The following is a 15,844-nucleotide window of genomic DNA, read 5'->3' as shown; positions in this document are numbered from 1 at the left end:
CCTGTGTTTGGCCCCTTACCCGCAGGCGGTAAGGGGAGATCTGACGTTACTGATTCAGCAGCGCCAGCAGAGTGCGTGTTCGCGCTTCCATCAGCGGAATATCGCCGCGTGATTCCACATTCAGGCGCACCACCGGTTCGGTGTTCGACGAGCGCAGGTTGAAACGCCAGTCGGCGAACGACATGCTGAGACCGTCCGTGCGATCCACCGCCTGCGCCTCTTCCGCAAAGTGCGCTTCCACCCGCGCAATGGCCGCCGCCGGCTCCGCCAGTCTGCTGTTGATTTCCCCGCTCGCCGGGAACGCCGCCATCCGGTCGCGAACCAGCTCACCCAGCGACTGTCTCTTCAGGCACACCAGCTCCGCCACCAGCAGCCACGGGATCATCCCGCTGTCGCAGTAGGCAAAATCACGAAAATAGTGATGCGCGCTCATTTCCCCGCCATAAATGGCATCCTCCGTACGCATCCGCTCCTTGATAAAGGCGTGCCCGGTTTTTGACATCACCGGCGTCCCGCCCGCCGCCGTCACCACTGCCTCCGTGTTCCAGGTCAGGCGCGGGTCGTGGATAATCTTCGCCCCCGGGTGTTTTTCCAGAAACGCTTCCGCCAGCAGCCCGACGATGTAGTACCCCTCGATAAACTGCCCTTTCTCATCGAACAGGAAGCAGCGGTCGAAGTCGCCGTCAAAGGCGATGCCCATGTCCGCCCCGTGTTCAATAACGGCCTTGCGGGTGTCGTCGCGACACTCCGGCAGCAACGGGTTGGGAATGCCGTTCGGGAAGGTGCCGTCCGGGGTGTTGTGGATTTTGATGAACTCCACCGGCGCGCCCAGCGCCTTCAGGCGCGCTTCGATGGCGTCAATGACCGGCCCCGCCGCGCCGTTGCCGGCGTTAAACACCAGCTTCAGCGGGGTGAGATTGTTAACACTGATATAGCCGAGCAGGTGGCCGATGTAGGCGTCGCGCAGGCTGATTTGTCTGTAGCTGCCGCGCGCGGCCTCGTTCACCGGCGGGAAGTCGCCCGCTTCCACCAGACGCTGAACGTCGCGCAGACCGGTGTCGCCGCTTATCGGGCGGGCGCCCTCGCGTACCAGCTTCATACCGTTGTAGTCCATCGGGTTATGGCTGGCGGTCACCTCAATACCGCCGTCCACGCCAAGGTGGAAGGTGGCGAAGTAAATCTCTTCGGTGCCGGACATACCGATATCCAGCACGTCAACGCCCGCGTCCTGTAACCCTTTCGCCAGCGCCAGCTTCAGCGCCTCGCTGGTCAGACGCACGTCGCCGCCCAGCACGATGGTTTTCGGTTTTAAATATTCGCCGTAGGCGCGGCCAATCCGCCACGCGATATCTTCATTGAGCTCTTCGCCCAGCCTGCCGCGAATGTCGTAGGCCTTGAAACAGGTTAATTTTGTCATGTGCTTACCCTTCTTCAGGCAACAGTTAGCCCTGACCGTAAATGGCCAGCATCGTTATTGTTATTCATTGCCGGATGGCGCGTTGCGCTTACCGGGCATAATTGCAGGCGTCAGACCCGCCCGTAACGGTCCTCGAACCGCACCACGTCGTCCTCTTCGAGATACGAGCCGGAACGCACTTCAATTAAATCGAGCGGTATTTTTCCCGGATTTTCCAGGCAGTGAGTCGCCCCCAGCGGAATATAGATGGACTCGTTTTCACCGAGCAGCTTAACCTCGCCGTTGATGGTGACTCTGGCGGTCCCCGCCACCACCACCCAGTGCTCGGCGCGGTGATGGTGCATCTGCACCGACAGTCCCTCCCCCGGCTTGACGGTAATACGCTTCACCTGATAGCGCTCGCCCGCGTCGATGGAGTCGTATTTGCCCCACGGACGGTAAACCTCACGGTGCATGTGGTGCTCATGGCGTCCGTCGGCCTTGATCTTCTCCACCACCTTTTTCACGTCCTGCACCGCGTGGCGATCGGCAATCAGCACGGCGTCTTTGGTCTGCACCACCACCAGATCCTTCACGCCGACGGTGGTCACCAGGCCGGATTCGGCGTAAACGTAGCTGTTTTCCGTTTTATGGCTGATGACGTCGCCGTGGTGGACGTTTCCCTCCGGGGTGTGGGCGCTGATTTCCCACAGCGAGGACCACGAGCCGACATCGCTCCAGCCCGCGTCCATCGGCATCACCACCGCGTCCACCGTTCGCTCCATCACCGCGTAGTCAATGGACTCTTCCGGACAGGCGAGGAAGGCCTCTTCATCCACACGAATGAAGTCAAGATCCGGATCGACGCCGCGCATCGCCTGTTCACAGGCGGCCAGAATATCGGGGCGGAACTTTTTCAGCTCTTCCAGATAGCGTCCGGCGCGGAACAGAAACATGCCGCTGTTCCAGTAGTAATCGCCGCTGGCGACGTAGGCCTGAGCGGTTTCCAGCCCCGGCTTCTCAACGAACTGCGCCACCTCAAAAGCCACCGCATCCGTCGCGCCCGGCACGACATCACCGCGCCGGATATAGCCATAGCCGGTTTCCGGCAGATCCGGCACGATACCGAAGGTCACCAGTTTGCCCGCGTCGGCATAGGGCATGGCGCCGCGCACCGCGTCGCGGAAGGCCTCTTCATTGGCGATTGCATGATCCGCCGCCAGTACCAGCATCAGCGGATCGCAGTCCGTATGCTGGCGCGTCGCCGCCAGCGCCGCCAGCGCAATCGCCGGCGCGGTATTGCGCCCGGCGGGCTCAAGAATAATGTTCTCCGTCAGCTTATTGAGCTGGCGGAGCTGTTCGGCAACGATAAAACGGTGCTGTTCGTTACAGATCACCACCGGGCTTTCGCACTCCACGCCGTTCAGACGGCAAATGGTGGTTTGCAGCATGGTGAGATCGCCTTTCAGGCACAGAAACTGTTTTGGATAAAGCACGCGAGAAAGCGGCCACAATCGGCTACCGGAGCCACCGGCCATCACAACCGGGTAAAGTTTTGTCTGACGCATTATCATCCCCGAATATCTGCAATAAATTGGCGTAGCACGTTCTCTTTATTGAGAGTGCGTTCGGCGTATTCACGTGCCGTCGTGTTGTTTTTCGGCATGGCGAGCGCCTGGCTAATCCCGTTGACCAGCGCGTCGGTCGACTCCGGTTCCACGCAAACGGCGATGCCCGGATAGCGCGCGCAAAGTTGTCCTAATTCGGTGTGCGGCTCAGCGGTAATCACCGCATTACCGCCGACCGCCAGAATGTTAGTCAGCTTGGAGGGCAGTACCGCATCCGCCGCGCCGCGCTTTTGCACCACCAGATGGCAGTCGCCCATTTTCAGCAGCGCGGGTAAGGCGTCGTAAGGCTGCAGCGGGAGGAATTTAATATTTGCCAGGCCGCGTTCGCGGGCCATGTTCTCCAGCCGCGCCTTGCCGCCCCCCTGGCCGACAATCGCAAAAATCAACGGTCGATCGCGTAATCGTTCCGCGGCGTCAATCACCTTTTCCAGCCCTTGCTTTTCGCCGATATTGCCGGAATAAAGCACAATTTTTTTGCCCTCTGGCAAGCCAAGCTGCTGACGCAAAGCCGTCACGTCAGCGTCATTAACGTCCTGAAAGCGCGCCACTTCCGACCAGTTCGGAAAAAAGAGGATTTTTTCCGCCGCGACGCCCTTTTCCCGCGCTTTATTCATCATGGAGCGAGAGATGGTCGAAACATTATCAACGTTACGCAGCGCGCTGCGTTCAAAGGCCGTCGCTAACCGCGCTACGCTGCCGCGCTTGCCTTTTCCCGCCATTCCTAAGCCGAGCATGGCATCCACTTCGTAATCCTGAATATGCAGAACGGTACGCGCGCCGGAGAGTGTCGCCAGCAGGCGCATTCCCGGCGTACAAAAGAGCGTCGGTACAACGCCGATAATCCGATCCGGCTTCCAGCGACGCTGCGCCATCAGTGGGAAAAAACTGCTCAATGCAAAGCTCCCCAGATGAAGCAGTCGTTTTAAGGTGGAGGGCTGTTTCGGCACATACAGCGGGCAGCGCCAGACGGTAGCCTCGCCCTCTTCCCGGCGATAGCGCCAGGCGGAATAGCGCTCACCGACCTTCCACTGCGGGTAGTACGGCGGCGCAGTAATGACCCGCACCTCATGGCCTTCCTGCGCCATCCACGCCACCATTTCGCCGGTATATTTGCCGATACCGGTCAGTTCCGGCGAATAGTTAATGCCATAGACCAGGATCTTCATAGGCCCACCGCCGGCGCGTCAGGAAGGAAGTAGGCCCGACTGTTCTCATGAACATTGTCGCTTGCCAGAAGCTGTTCCGGCGTCAGCCAGCGGTAACTGCCATGCTGGGCATCAGGCAGGCGTAAATCGCTCTCCGTCACGCGCAGACGAAAGCCGAGCACGATGTAGTGAGTTGAAAAATCCTCACCGGAAAAGTTGTCGTCATAGAAGTGCTGCCAGACGCCATAAAACGTCCCTGCCGCCAGCGGCAGACGCACGCCCAGTTCCGCCTGCGTCAGGCGTGCAAAGGCGGCCTCCAGCGTTTCGTCTTTGCACACCCGCCCCCCCGGCACAAACCAGTAGCCCTGCGCCGGACGGTTGAGACGCTGGCCCAGTAAAATTTCCCCCTGGCCGTTTTCCACGATGAAATCGAGGGAGATGAGGGGCGTGGTCCGCACCACGGCGGCGAAATCTTCCTGACGTAAAAACATTGTCACCCCCGGAACCGGTGCTGATTCTCAAGGAACCACTGGTAAGTACCGGCAAGCCCTGCCTCCAGTGAAATTTCGTGATACCAGCCAAGCTGATGCAGGCGCGTGACGTCGAGCAATTTACGCGGCGTGCCGTCCGGCTTCGTGGCGTCGAACACCACCCGGCCCTGGTAACCCACCACCTTTGCGATAGTCTGCGCCAGCTCGCGGATGGTGCAGTCCACGCCAGTGCCGACGTTAATGTGCGACAGCATCGGAGCGGTGTTCTCCTGCCACACTTCGCGCGCCAGCTCCATCACGTGAATGCTGGCCGCCGCCATATCGTCAACGTGCAGAAATTCGCGCATCGGCGTGCCGCTGCCCCACACCACCACCTCCGGCGCGTGGCTCTGCGCGGCCTCATGAAAGCGGCGCAGCAGCGCCGGGATCACATGTGAATTGTCCGGATGGAAATTGTCATGCGGGCCGTACAGGTTGGTTGGCATCACCGAACGGTAGTCGCGACCGTACTGCCGGTTGTAGGACTCGCACAATTTAATCCCGGCGATCTTGGCGATGGCATACGGCTCGTTGGTCGGCTCCAGCGTCCCCTGCAGCAGCTCGCTTTCCGCCATCGGCTGCCTTGCCAGTTTCGGATAGATACAGGACGAACCGAGAAACAGCAGTTTGTTCACGTTGTGCAGGTGCGCGGCGTGAATAATGTTGCTCTCTATCATCATGTTTTCATAGATAAAATCCGCCGGATATGTGTTGTTGGCGACAATGCCGCCCACTTTCGCCGCCGCCAGATAAACCTGGTCGATACCCGCCCCGGCAAAGAACGCCTGTACCGCGCGCCCGTCGAGCAGATCCAGCTCATCGCGGGTGCGCAGCACCAGTTCCACGTCGCCGCGCGGCGCAAGCTGCCGTACAATGGCGGAGCCCACCATCCCGCGATGGCCCGCCACAAAAATTCGTTGCTTATTCATTCTCAGGACTCCAGCGCGATGGCCACCTCGTAACCGTGAGATTTCAGCAGTGAGTGTTTTTTCGCGGCCTCCAGATCGTTCGCCACCATCTCGGAGACCATCTCCGACAGGGTGATTTCCGGTTTCCAGCCCAGTTTCTCATGCGCTTTGGACGGGTCGCCCAGCAGGGTTTCCACTTCCGCCGGACGGAAATAACGCGGATCAACGGCCACAATCACATCGCCCGGTTTCACGCCCGGCGCATCGTGTCCGGTAACGGATACCACAATCCCTTTCTCATTAATGCCTTCGCCTTCAAAGCGCAGTTTTATCCCCAGTTGCGCCGCCGCCAGCTCCACAAACTGGCGCACGGAATACTGCACGCCGGTGGCAATCACGAAATCTTCCGGCTGCTCCTGCTGTAACATCATCCACTGCATCCGCACGTAATCTTTCGCATGACCCCAGTCGCGCAGCGAGTCCATGTTGCCGAGATACAGGCAGGACTCCAGTCCCTGGGCGATATTGGCGATGGCGCGGGTGATCTTACGGGTGACGAAGGTTTCGCCGCGACGCGGGGACTCGTGGTTAAACAGAATGCCGTTACAGGCGTAAATACCGTAGGATTCACGGTAGTTAACGGTGATCCAGTAGGCGTACAGTTTCGCCACCGCATAGGGGGAACGCGGGTAGAACGGCGTGGTCTCTTTCTGCGGGATCTCCTGCACCAGCCCGTACAGTTCAGAGGTGGAGGCCTGGTAGAACCGCGTTTTCTTTTCAAGACCGAGGAAGCGGATCGCCTCCAGCAGGCGCAGCGTGCCCATCGCATCCACATCGGCGGTATATTCCGGCGACTCAAACGACACCGCCACATGGCTCATCGCGCCCAGGTTGTAGACCTCATCCGGCTGCACTTCCTGTAAAATGCGGGTCAGGTTGGAGGCGTCGGTCAGGTCGCCATAATGCAGATGAAATTTCGGGTTGCAGCTGTGCGGGTCCTGATAAATATGGTCCACGCGCTCGGTATTAAACGATGACGCGCGGCGCTTGATACCATGCACCTCATACCCTTTTTCCAGCAGAAATTCTGCCAGGTAAGACCCATCCTGTCCGGTTACGCCAGTAATGAGAGCGACTTTTGACATTTTCATTTCCTCAAATAGTCCCGTTAGGGAGTAACTTTCTGAACGCGCTGGCGCGTTACCACTGCGGGATTGCCCCGACAAATCGCATTTGCCGGTAATGATTTAAATACGCTGCTGCGCGCGCCGACGACGGTGCCATGACCTATCGTCACGCCGGGCGCGACAAAAACATCGGTCGCCAGCCAACATTTTTCGCCAATAACAATCGGCGCGGCGTTAATATCGAAATGGGCGCTGGTATAATCATGGCTACCGGTGCACAAATACCCTTTTTGTGAAATGACCGCATGTGCGCCAATATTAATTTCACCCAACGTATATAACACAGCGTCGTCGCCTACCCAGGCATAATCGCCGACGGTTAATTTCCACGGATAGGTAATTTTTACTGACGGTCGAATAACCACATTCTTTCCAATTTTGGCGCCAAACAGACGCAGCAAAAAGGCTCGCCAGCGATACAATATTTGCGGCGACCCGGCGAATAATGTCGCCTGTACCGCCCACCATAATTGTACTTTTAGCACATTAGCGCCGCGGAACCCCTTCGGCACCGTAAAGCCGCTAAGATCCTGCATAATAACTCCCGGTGATTAGACTTTGTTATACCGCGCTTTTGTTTTACCCGTCGTTTTCAGACGTAATAAATAGGATAATTGCGCCCAAAATCCTGGCACACGTAATATTTTTCGCTGTACATTTTTTGCATCCTGACATAATTCCAGATTATTCGAGGTTGACACGCCGCCCATCGAAAATTCAGATACCAGTCCGTTAATTCGCCGAAAAGGATAGCCTGCTTTATAAAGACGGGCCGCCAGCGCATAATCTGAAGAAACATGATATTGCAGATCATAAGGATACTTTTTTAACGCTGCCGTCGGGAAAAATATCGCCTGATGGCTGGCTGGCAAACTATGGTAGATATAATACCCGGGTTTAGCCTTCCGGCGTATTTTATGCCCGCCGCCGAAATCCAGCAGCGCGTCGCCAATATACATCGCCTCGCCCTTTTGCCGCGCCAGTTGGCGGACAAACAGCGCGGCATCATCATGGAACGCATCACCGGAATTAAGAAACAGGGTATAACGCCCCTGCGCCAGCGCAATGCCTTTGTTCATGGCATCATAAATACCGCGATCCTTTTCACTGATAAAACGCAGGTTAAACTCACCGTGACGTTTTTGCAGAAATTCGCGCGTGCCGTCCTCCGAACCGCCATCCACTACGATCCATTCAAATGACAGACCCGGATCGCGCGCCAGATTGCGCAGCGAGCGCCAGGTTTTTACCACCCCTTCGTAATTGCGAAAGGCGACGGTAACGACGCTTAAAAACATGCCACCACCCCGTTATGAAATTTTTAACGCCTTGCGCAAAATGAACGGACAGACGATTAAAAAAGCATATTCCGGGCTAAATATTGAACCGGTAAAAAACAGTGACACCGGCGTAAAAAGATAGAGCTGTACCCGAAAATTGCGATTATCGCCAAACGCATTTAGCGCCATTTTTAAAACTTTCCCCATATACCACAGCGTCATTAGCACTGCGAACCAGGAAAAATAAATAATCAGCAGATACAATCCATTGTCTATGGTTTTCCCGACATCCGCACCGTTAAAGATTCCGAATGATGCGACATATTCATAAAGTGAGCCAAATCTGACTACACCATCAATATGGGTCAAGGAATATCCGACCATGACTAAGGGGCCCACAATACGATAATAAGAAGATGAGCCTTCCGTCCCTAAATCGCCAAGTCGTGTCGCGATATAAGGAAATGCAATAATTACCCCAACCAAAAACAGGGTTAATGAGACCAGCGCCAGTGGAAGTTTTTTCTTTATCGCATCCTTATTCAAATATTGGAACGCCCACTCCAGAAGGTAAAACAGGATAAAGGTCATTACCCCTGAAAATGATCCTGATAATATTATCCCTGCCAGAATCATAGCATCGCTTTTCGGTGTTTTGATACCAAACTGTTTGATGCTCAGCCAAATTGAGATTAGTGCCAAAGCGAAAAATGCCGGTTCAAAATAAAGCGCAGTGGTACGCTTACCGCCAAATTTTATGAAGTTCAGTACGTAGCTATTACTGTAAATGAGATATTTCGAAATTCCTTCCATAATACTGCTGCCGCCGGTAAGGATAATTTGCGCCATCTCAACCGCGGCGAGCGCGACCACTATACCCACCACCAGATAAAAAAAACGCAAAATCTTTCGGTGGTTATGCGCGGAAATGGTTTTGAATCGGATACTCCAGACCATCCCGATAATGACCACAATATAGACAAACAGCATCGTGGATGTGACATATTTACCGGCATTCAGCGACTGGCCGAACAGGAAGTTAAATGCCGTAAGCCCCGCGCCGATGCCTAAGGCGATCATCAATTTTTTTACGCTAATGCGTTCCACAAATAACAGCAGCAACAGCGGTAAAAAAGTGACGATGGTAATGGGAAAGCTTTCCCCCAGTTGGGCAATCTTGACATTGACCAGTAGGTAGATCAGCGGCAGCAGCAGATAGCTACAGATTCTGATAGAACGAGACATACTCCTCCAGCATCTGTTGACCGCTGTACGCGACGCGGCTACGCATACGAAAGGCGTCCAGCGTGGCGCCAAATACCGCCTGAGCAATCTCTGGCTTACGCCGCTGCGCCAGGCGCAGTACATCTGTAGCGGCAAAGGTCTGGCCGCCGGATTTCGCCAGCACCTCCTGCGCCGCCTCGCTGTGGGTAGCGAGCACCGGTACGCCGATCGAGAGCGCTTCACACAAGATCAGCGGATAGTTATCGACCCGCGAGCTAAAGACCAGCGCATCCATCTCATTGAGCGCGCTCATTAATTTGCGCTTATCGGTTTCAAAACCGTGATTAACAACGTTTTGGCCGGTAAAAGGCGAAAATTTACCGAAGGTATGCAGTTCAATTTTTTCGCCCAGCGCCATCATGTCGTGTACCAGACGCTGGTCAGTTTTGCCGTCGTAACGCAAGTCATGCGCCACAATGGCGATCCGCGGTTTGCCCGGATTCAGCGGCACAGGTGATAGTTGCGCGAGAATCGCCTCGGTCGCCAGATCGATACCGTTGTTAATCACCCGGCAGAGTCCCGCGCCATAAACGCTGTTAAAGGCCTCGGCCACATGCTGGCTCGGCGAAATAAACTGGCAGCCCAGCCGCAGCATGTCCCGAAAGCGCTGACGTTTGCCGCCAATAAGCTGGTGCGCCCGATCCACCCTGACCGGCGGATAATTGCTTAGGGTCGGACATTTTTGGCAGCCGCTTTTCCAGCCCTCGCAACCGTCGGTGAAGGCGCAACGCCCGGTGACGCTCCAGTGATCGTGCAGCGTCCAGACCAGCGTGACGTCCGGTTTTTGCGCTTTGACTTTTTCGCAAAACGTCACGATATCCGCCAGGTTTAGCCAGTAACTGTGGAGAACATGAAAATGCAGCACCAGCGGGCCGGATGTCTGGATAACCGTGCGGTAAAGATTGTCGAGATTGCCAAACAGATCGCGATTCAGGAAACGAAACAGCGCGATATTAGCGATTGCCGTGCCGCGCGGCGTCTGTTTTATCACCTGCGGATAACGGTGGTGGCTGACGCTTTTTTTTCCGCCTTTGCCATAACCATAGACAAAACGTGACGTCAGCCCTTTTTGCAGCGCCCGCAGATGGAGATCCAACGCCACTCCCGCCGCGCCGCCTTCCGCCAGCCGTACATTAAATTGCAGAATATTCATGTGCTGACCTTCACCCGTGCTTTTTCTCCCACCACCAGCGCATGGTCCGGAATACTGTCAAGTACCACGCTACCCGCGCCAATCGTGACGTGATTACCGATAGTAATATCGCCAAGCAGGATGACATTCGCCCCCAGCTCAACGCCGTGACCAATCACCGGACAAGCCAGGCTGTCCGCGCCGCGATTGCCAATGGTGACGCCGTGGCGAATGGTAAAATCGTCGCCGGCGACGACATGTTTGTTAATCACTACCGCGTAACCATGATGGATAGTGAACCGCCGACCAATGGTCGCGGCGGCCTGGATTTCATACCCGAACAGGCATTCCGTGATCACGCGATACAGCACCAGCACCGGCGCGGCCCACAGATTATTCAGCACATTCTTTTTGCGCCAGACGGAACAAAAATGAGCGATACGGTAGGCCAGCACCATGCAACAGGGGCGTAAGCTCCAGCTATTCGCGCGTAAGTCTTCCAACATCGTTATCGCCCCCGCAGCCCGGCCGCCAGGCGTTTGCTGTTACGCACGGAGAGCAACGTCAGCAACGTGCGCCAGGTCATTCGCTTATTGCGAATTTGGTACAGCGTAAAAAGCTGGTATTTTTTGCTGGCGCGATCGAATTTATCTTTGTGCTTACGATAAAAATGGAAATAGCCGGAGAACTTTTTCGGCGAAGAGGTAATCTGCATCTCGCCGTGGTTGATATGTAAAATTTGCGTCGCCTCTTCAACTTTCCACGGTTCGCCATACTCCACCACCATGCGCAGAAAAATGTCGTAATCCTGCGCCGCCTTGAGTTCGGTATCGAACAAACACGCTTTAAAACGCCAGGCCCAGGTAAAAACCTGATTGCCAATAATATTGCGCTTGTAGAACAAGCGGCGCGAATAAGGGGATTTCGGATACAGCGGCAGGCTGGCAGGCTGAGAGTAGACCTCGCCCTCGCACACATAGTCGTTGGCATACAAAAAGGCGTGCGTAGTCAACTGGTGTTTATGGGCCAGAAACACGCTCAGACGGTTTGGCGTCCATTCATCGTCATCATCAATACCGGTAATGTAGTGTCCTTGCGCCTGCATAATGGCCTGGTTGCGAACCGCGCAGGCGCCGGTATTCCTGGCGTTATGGGTATAACGGACGCGCGGGTCGTTCAGCTCCTCAACAAATTGTTGTAGCTGCTGATAAGACGAGGAGCAATCATCCACGATGATCATCTCCCAGTGGCGGTAGTCCTGACGTAGTACTGATTTAATCGCCCGGATAGCCAACTGCTGCCTGTTCCAGGTTGGCATATAAATTGAGATCAGCGGATTGTCTGTTGTCATGCTTATTCCCCAGATAGTTTTGCCGCATGGCGCTACGCTTGTCCGGCCTACAGTCACAGGCCGCGCCATCCGGCACGCCTTATTTTTTATTTGGAATCTGACTGGTATTCATACTCGTAATAACCATAATCCTGGTAGCCCGTCGCCCGGCGAAAAATGGAGTTGAGAATGACGCCTTTGACCTGAATGCCATTCTGGTCAAAACGGCTCAGACTGGTTTCCACCTCTTTTAAGGTGTTGACGGCATAACGCGCCACCATCAGCGTCGTCCCGACGTGGCGACCCACAATCGCGGCGTCCGTCACGGCCAGAATCGGCGGCGTGTCGATTAATACCAGGTCGTAGCGGCTGCTTGCCCAGGCGATCAGCTCGCCGAAGCGCTCGCTCATCAGCAGTTCCGATGGATTAGGCGGCACCTGACCGCGCGGAATAAGATCAAAATTAGCGATCGCCGTAGGTTTCGCGCAGGAGGCTATCTCGCCTTTGCCCGCCAGAATGTCAGATAAGCCGTCCACGTTATTGGTGCCGAGCAGTTCATGGGTGTAGCCCTTGCGCATATCGCAGTCGATCAGTAATACCCGTTTATGCGTCTGGCTGATGACGGCCGCCAGGTTGGCGCAAACAAAGGTTTTACCGATAGAGGGGCTGACGCCTGTGAGCATGAGTACATTATTTTGCGCCTGCATCATGGCGAAATGGAGGCTGGTGCGCAGGCTGCGAATCGCCTCAATCGCCAGATCGGTCGGATTGCCCACCGCCAGCAGTTGGCTCTGCTTGTAACGCTTAATCCCTTTAATGGTTTTGACGCTATCGCGCGCTTTTTGCCATTCCGACAGCGGAATACTGGCATAGACGCTGATCCCGTGCTCCTCCAGCGCCTGCGGGCTTTCGATACCGCGATTAAACAGCGAGCGCAGCAGCACGCCGACAATCGATAACATTAATCCCAGAATAATGCTGCCGAGAATAATCAACGCCTTTTTCGGCTTCAGCACGCCCGGCTGGGTAATCGCCGGGTCAACGATGCGCACATCGCCAACGGTGCTGGCTTCGGTGATTTTCAGCTCCTGCTGTTTATTAAGCAGTTGCATATAAACCTGCTGGCCGGACTCCACATCGCGGGTCAAACGCACAATCTCCTGCTGGGTTTTCGGCATTGCCGTCACCCGCCCGTTCAGTTTGGCTTTTTCATCTTCCAGCGCTTTACGTTTTTCCAGCAGGGTGCGGTAGGCCGGATGCGCTTTGGTAAAGAGCTTGGAAATTTCCGCCTCTTTAAACGTCAACTCATTCAACTGGGCGTCGATATTAACCATCGAATCGAGCACCGCCTTCGCCTCCAGCGGTAAATCCACCGAGTCTTTATCCTGGCGGAAAGCGTTTAGCTTGTTTTCCGCCACATCCAGACGGCTGCGGACTTCCGGCAGTTGTTTTGCCAGAAACGCCAGGCTCTTCCCCGCCTCTTCAGATTTCCGCGCAATATCCTGTTGCAGATAGTTACGGGTAATACTGTTGAGAATTTCGCGGATCTGGTCGCGATCCTCTCCCGTGAACGTCAGGCTCAGAACGCCGGTATCTTTGCCGGTTTCCGTTACGGTGAGGTTATTTTGCAGGTTATTAATCATGCCAAGCGTTGAGAATTTACTCACCGTAAATTCTGTATCAGGACGGGCGTCAATCGCCTCTACCTGCATCGTCACGCCGTCTTTATTGAGTGGCTGGCCCACAACGCCCTGCGCGCTAAATCCGCCGTCGCTAACCAACTGATAACGTTTGTCGCCCAGCACTTTGAGGGTGAAGATCTGTCCGCTCATCGTCTCTGGTCGGGTGAATGTCGTGACTTTCACCATTTCATTGTGACGCCCCATCAGCCGTTCCCACCCGGCGCCGAACAGCGGAAAGGTGTTTTTGGTGACGGCAATATCCAGATCCAGATCGTCAACGGTCTTCCCAAGCACCAGGCGCGATCGAATGAGCTGAATTTCCGCATCGGAAGCCGGCGGCTTATTCGCTAATGCACTGTTGATATCCTGTACCAGCGAATTACCGGCGTTTTGTTCAATCTGCACCAGCGCATCGGCGCTATAGATGGGCGTGGCGAAGAACGTATAAATTACCGCGCACAGCGCAAATATGGCCGTCGTCCCCAACACCCACCAACGCGCTTCAATCACCGTTCCGACCAGGCGCCCGATATCGATTTCATCGCTACCCGTAACCGCCGCAGATTGTTTTACTTTTTCTGTCATGGTTTTCCCTGCTCTGCATTCAGTGCCTGCGCCCACTGGCGGGCAGACCTTTCCAGTAATGTGTACACCGCCTCAAACGCATCGCGGCTTTTGCGATACGGGTCCGGTATTTCACGCTCGCTGTCCCAGTGACCAAACAGCATTACCTTGCCGCGCATTTCCGGCGCAATGTCGCACAGGGCGGCGATGTGACGTTTCTCCATCGTCAGAATCAGGTCATATTCCCGGCACAGACGCGCGGAAATTTGCCTTGCGCAGTGATTTTCCAAAGACAGATTGTGGGCGCTCGCCACGCTCGCCGCCGCAGGATCGGCGCCTTTGCCGACCAGCGCGCCTAATCCTGCGGACGCAACCGTCAGCGAGGGATGAAAGCGTTTTAGCAAACGTTCCGCCGTCGGGGAACGGCAAACATTCCCCACACAGACCACTAAGATTTTGTTAAACATAACGATTACCAGGAATGAATGTCGCTGGCCGTATCCGTCATATAACGGACACCGCTAATGGTTGGCAGCAACTGATTGATCAGACGGTTCCAGCGAGCAACCGGCGCGGTCGTGACGTACACCACATCGTAAGGCTGAAGTCGGAATTCCGTCGCCATCACCAATGACGTGGCGTCAGACATATCAAGCTGGTAGATATTGGCGATCTTGCCGCCGCGTTCCCCCTCGCCTTTCAACGGACGAATCACAAAAATGCCGCTGGCGTTGGAGGTGGTCAGATCGATGCCTTCCGCATTGCCCAATGCTTCGGTGAGCGTCATGCCGCTGAAATCCATTTTGAGGGTGCTCTGTTTTTTCACTTCGCCCATGACAAAGACTTTCAGATCGTCATTGCGCGGCACATACAGAATGTCGCCAGGGTAGAGCAAGCGGTTCTGACTAAGATCGCCATTTTGCATCAGCGCCTGTAGCGAAATGCGCTGTTCTTTGCCGTTGTGCGTCAACACGACGTTGCGCCAGTCCGCCATATCGGTCAGGCCGCCCGCGGCGTTAATCGCATCCAGGACGGTTAGCGGTACGTTAGTAATGGCCTGCTGACCGGATTTATTCACCTGGCCGGAGATATACGCTTTTTGCGAGCGGAAAGCGGCGATATTGACATCCACCTGCGGGTCCGCGATGTACTTCGCTAAACGCCCGGTAATATCGCTGCGAATCTCTGACAAAGTTTTACCGACGACGCTAACCTTGCCAATGTAGGGATAAAACATGGTGCCGTCCGGCTGTACCCAGTTGCCGGTATCGCTTGAGCTACGGTACTGGCCCGCTGGCGTGGTCAATTCCGGGTGATCCCAGACGGTGACATTCAGCACATCGCCAGGCCCGACGCGATACTGATAGCTGGCGATCTCCTGGTCCAGCGACATATTCGGTTGCGCGACATTGGGCCGCGGGCGTAATTGCTCAACCAGCCGTGGCGTCAGCGGATACACATTGACCATCCGGTCGAGATCAAAGTCAGCGTCTTGCTGTTTGATCACATCTTTCCCCATCGTAGACATATTGCTGCCCGGAAGTACTGTGCAACCACTTATCAAGCTGAGCGACGCCAATAATGGCATCAATTTCATTTTGGATTTCATCATTGATTATTTATCACTTTGGCAGAGTCATTATCCTGTGCAATTTAAATAGCGGCTTCGTCCGTGCACATTTACCTTGCAGTTAATGGCAGAGAAAATTAACTGGCATCATTCTGAAAAAAAATCAATTCATCCGCAGGCTATTGACAGAATAATAAAGGCTTATATT

At 55.2% G+C, this 15,844-nt stretch carries 15 protein-coding genes; all 15 read right to left on the bottom strand.

All coding sequences use genetic code 11. The features are described 5' to 3' along the window. Positions 1 to 46 precede the first annotated feature (46 nt). Positions 47 to 1,417: a colanic acid biosynthesis phosphomannomutase CpsG gene (cpsG, locus tag J1G48_RS08100; protein WP_000164206.1), complete on the bottom strand. Its 1,371-nt coding sequence runs from the start codon at positions 1,415 to 1,417 to the stop codon at positions 47 to 49. A 110-nt stretch (positions 1,418 to 1,527) separates the two neighbouring features. Beyond that, on the bottom strand, positions 1,528 to 2,970 hold the full coding sequence (gene cpsB / locus J1G48_RS08095; RefSeq protein ID WP_000605949.1) for a mannose-1-phosphate guanyltransferase: 1,443 nt from the start codon (positions 2,968 to 2,970) through the stop codon (positions 1,528 to 1,530). Then, positions 2,967 to 4,190, bottom strand: coding sequence for a colanic acid biosynthesis fucosyltransferase WcaI (gene wcaI / locus J1G48_RS08090; RefSeq protein ID WP_000699632.1), 1,224 nt, complete (start codon positions 4,188 to 4,190; stop codon positions 2,967 to 2,969). Before wcaI ends, cpsB begins: the two co-directional genes overlap by 4 nt. Beyond that, positions 4,187 to 4,660, bottom strand: a complete 474-nt coding sequence (locus tag J1G48_RS08085; RefSeq protein ID WP_001574640.1) for a GDP-mannose mannosyl hydrolase — start codon at positions 4,658 to 4,660, stop codon at positions 4,187 to 4,189. The genes wcaI and J1G48_RS08085 overlap by 4 nt, the downstream gene beginning before the upstream one ends. 2 nt (positions 4,661 to 4,662) lie before the next feature. Then, positions 4,663 to 5,628 (bottom strand): GDP-L-fucose synthase, encoded by a 966-nt coding sequence (locus J1G48_RS08080; RefSeq protein ID WP_001041686.1) that lies wholly within the window; start codon positions 5,626 to 5,628, stop codon positions 4,663 to 4,665. A gap of 2 nt (positions 5,629 to 5,630) precedes the next feature. Beyond that, complete coding sequence (gmd, locus tag J1G48_RS08075; protein WP_000048160.1) at positions 5,631 to 6,752, bottom strand: GDP-mannose 4,6-dehydratase; 1,122 nt, start codon at positions 6,750 to 6,752, stop codon at positions 5,631 to 5,633. Positions 6,753 to 6,775: 23 nt separating this feature from the next. Then, on the bottom strand, positions 6,776 to 7,330 hold the full coding sequence (gene wcaF / locus J1G48_RS08070; RefSeq protein WP_001153607.1) for a colanic acid biosynthesis acetyltransferase WcaF: 555 nt from the start codon (positions 7,328 to 7,330) through the stop codon (positions 6,776 to 6,778). 15 nt (positions 7,331 to 7,345) lie between these two features. Continuing rightward, complete coding sequence (gene wcaE, locus J1G48_RS08065) at positions 7,346 to 8,092, bottom strand: colanic acid biosynthesis glycosyltransferase WcaE (RefSeq protein ID WP_000480132.1); 747 nt, start codon at positions 8,090 to 8,092, stop codon at positions 7,346 to 7,348. Positions 8,093 to 8,104: 12 nt separating this feature from the next. Then, positions 8,105 to 9,319: a colanic acid polymerase WcaD gene (gene wcaD / locus J1G48_RS08060; RefSeq protein WP_000091392.1), complete on the bottom strand. Its 1,215-nt coding sequence runs from the start codon at positions 9,317 to 9,319 to the stop codon at positions 8,105 to 8,107. Beyond that, positions 9,294 to 10,511, bottom strand: a complete 1,218-nt coding sequence (gene wcaC / locus J1G48_RS08055) for a colanic acid biosynthesis glycosyltransferase WcaC (RefSeq protein ID WP_001023844.1) — start codon at positions 10,509 to 10,511, stop codon at positions 9,294 to 9,296. Before wcaC ends, wcaD begins: the two co-directional genes overlap by 26 nt. Beyond that, positions 10,508 to 10,996 (bottom strand): colanic acid biosynthesis acetyltransferase WcaB, encoded by a 489-nt coding sequence (gene wcaB / locus J1G48_RS08050; RefSeq protein ID WP_000888724.1) that lies wholly within the window; start codon positions 10,994 to 10,996, stop codon positions 10,508 to 10,510. Before wcaB ends, wcaC begins: the two co-directional genes overlap by 4 nt. Before the next feature lie 2 nt (positions 10,997 to 10,998). Then, positions 10,999 to 11,841: a colanic acid biosynthesis glycosyltransferase WcaA gene (wcaA, locus tag J1G48_RS08045; protein ID WP_000205695.1), complete on the bottom strand. Its 843-nt coding sequence runs from the start codon at positions 11,839 to 11,841 to the stop codon at positions 10,999 to 11,001. An 86-nt stretch (positions 11,842 to 11,927) separates the two neighbouring features. Next, positions 11,928 to 14,087 carry a tyrosine-protein kinase Wzc gene (gene wzc, locus J1G48_RS08040; RefSeq protein WP_000137220.1) on the bottom strand — a complete coding sequence of 720 codons (2,160 nt, stop codon included), beginning with the start codon at positions 14,085 to 14,087 and terminating at the stop codon, positions 11,928 to 11,930. Then, positions 14,084 to 14,533: a low molecular weight protein-tyrosine-phosphatase Wzb gene (wzb, locus tag J1G48_RS08035; protein ID WP_000482226.1), complete on the bottom strand. Its 450-nt coding sequence runs from the start codon at positions 14,531 to 14,533 to the stop codon at positions 14,084 to 14,086. The genes wzc and wzb overlap by 4 nt, the downstream gene beginning before the upstream one ends. A 5-nt stretch (positions 14,534 to 14,538) precedes the next feature. After that, the gene (locus J1G48_RS08030) at positions 14,539 to 15,678 is read right to left on the bottom strand and encodes a polysaccharide export protein (RefSeq protein ID WP_000978076.1); all 1,140 of its coding nucleotides are present in this window, start codon (positions 15,676 to 15,678) and stop codon (positions 14,539 to 14,541) included. Between the last annotated feature and the right edge of the window lie 166 nt (positions 15,679 to 15,844).

The organism is Salmonella sp. SAL-020, assembly GCF_017372215.1.
GTDB classification, from domain to species: domain Bacteria; phylum Pseudomonadota; class Gammaproteobacteria; order Enterobacterales; family Enterobacteriaceae; genus Salmonella; species Salmonella enterica.
The sequence above is the reverse complement of the archived record's forward strand: the minus strand, read 5'-3'. Positions and strand labels throughout refer to the sequence as shown.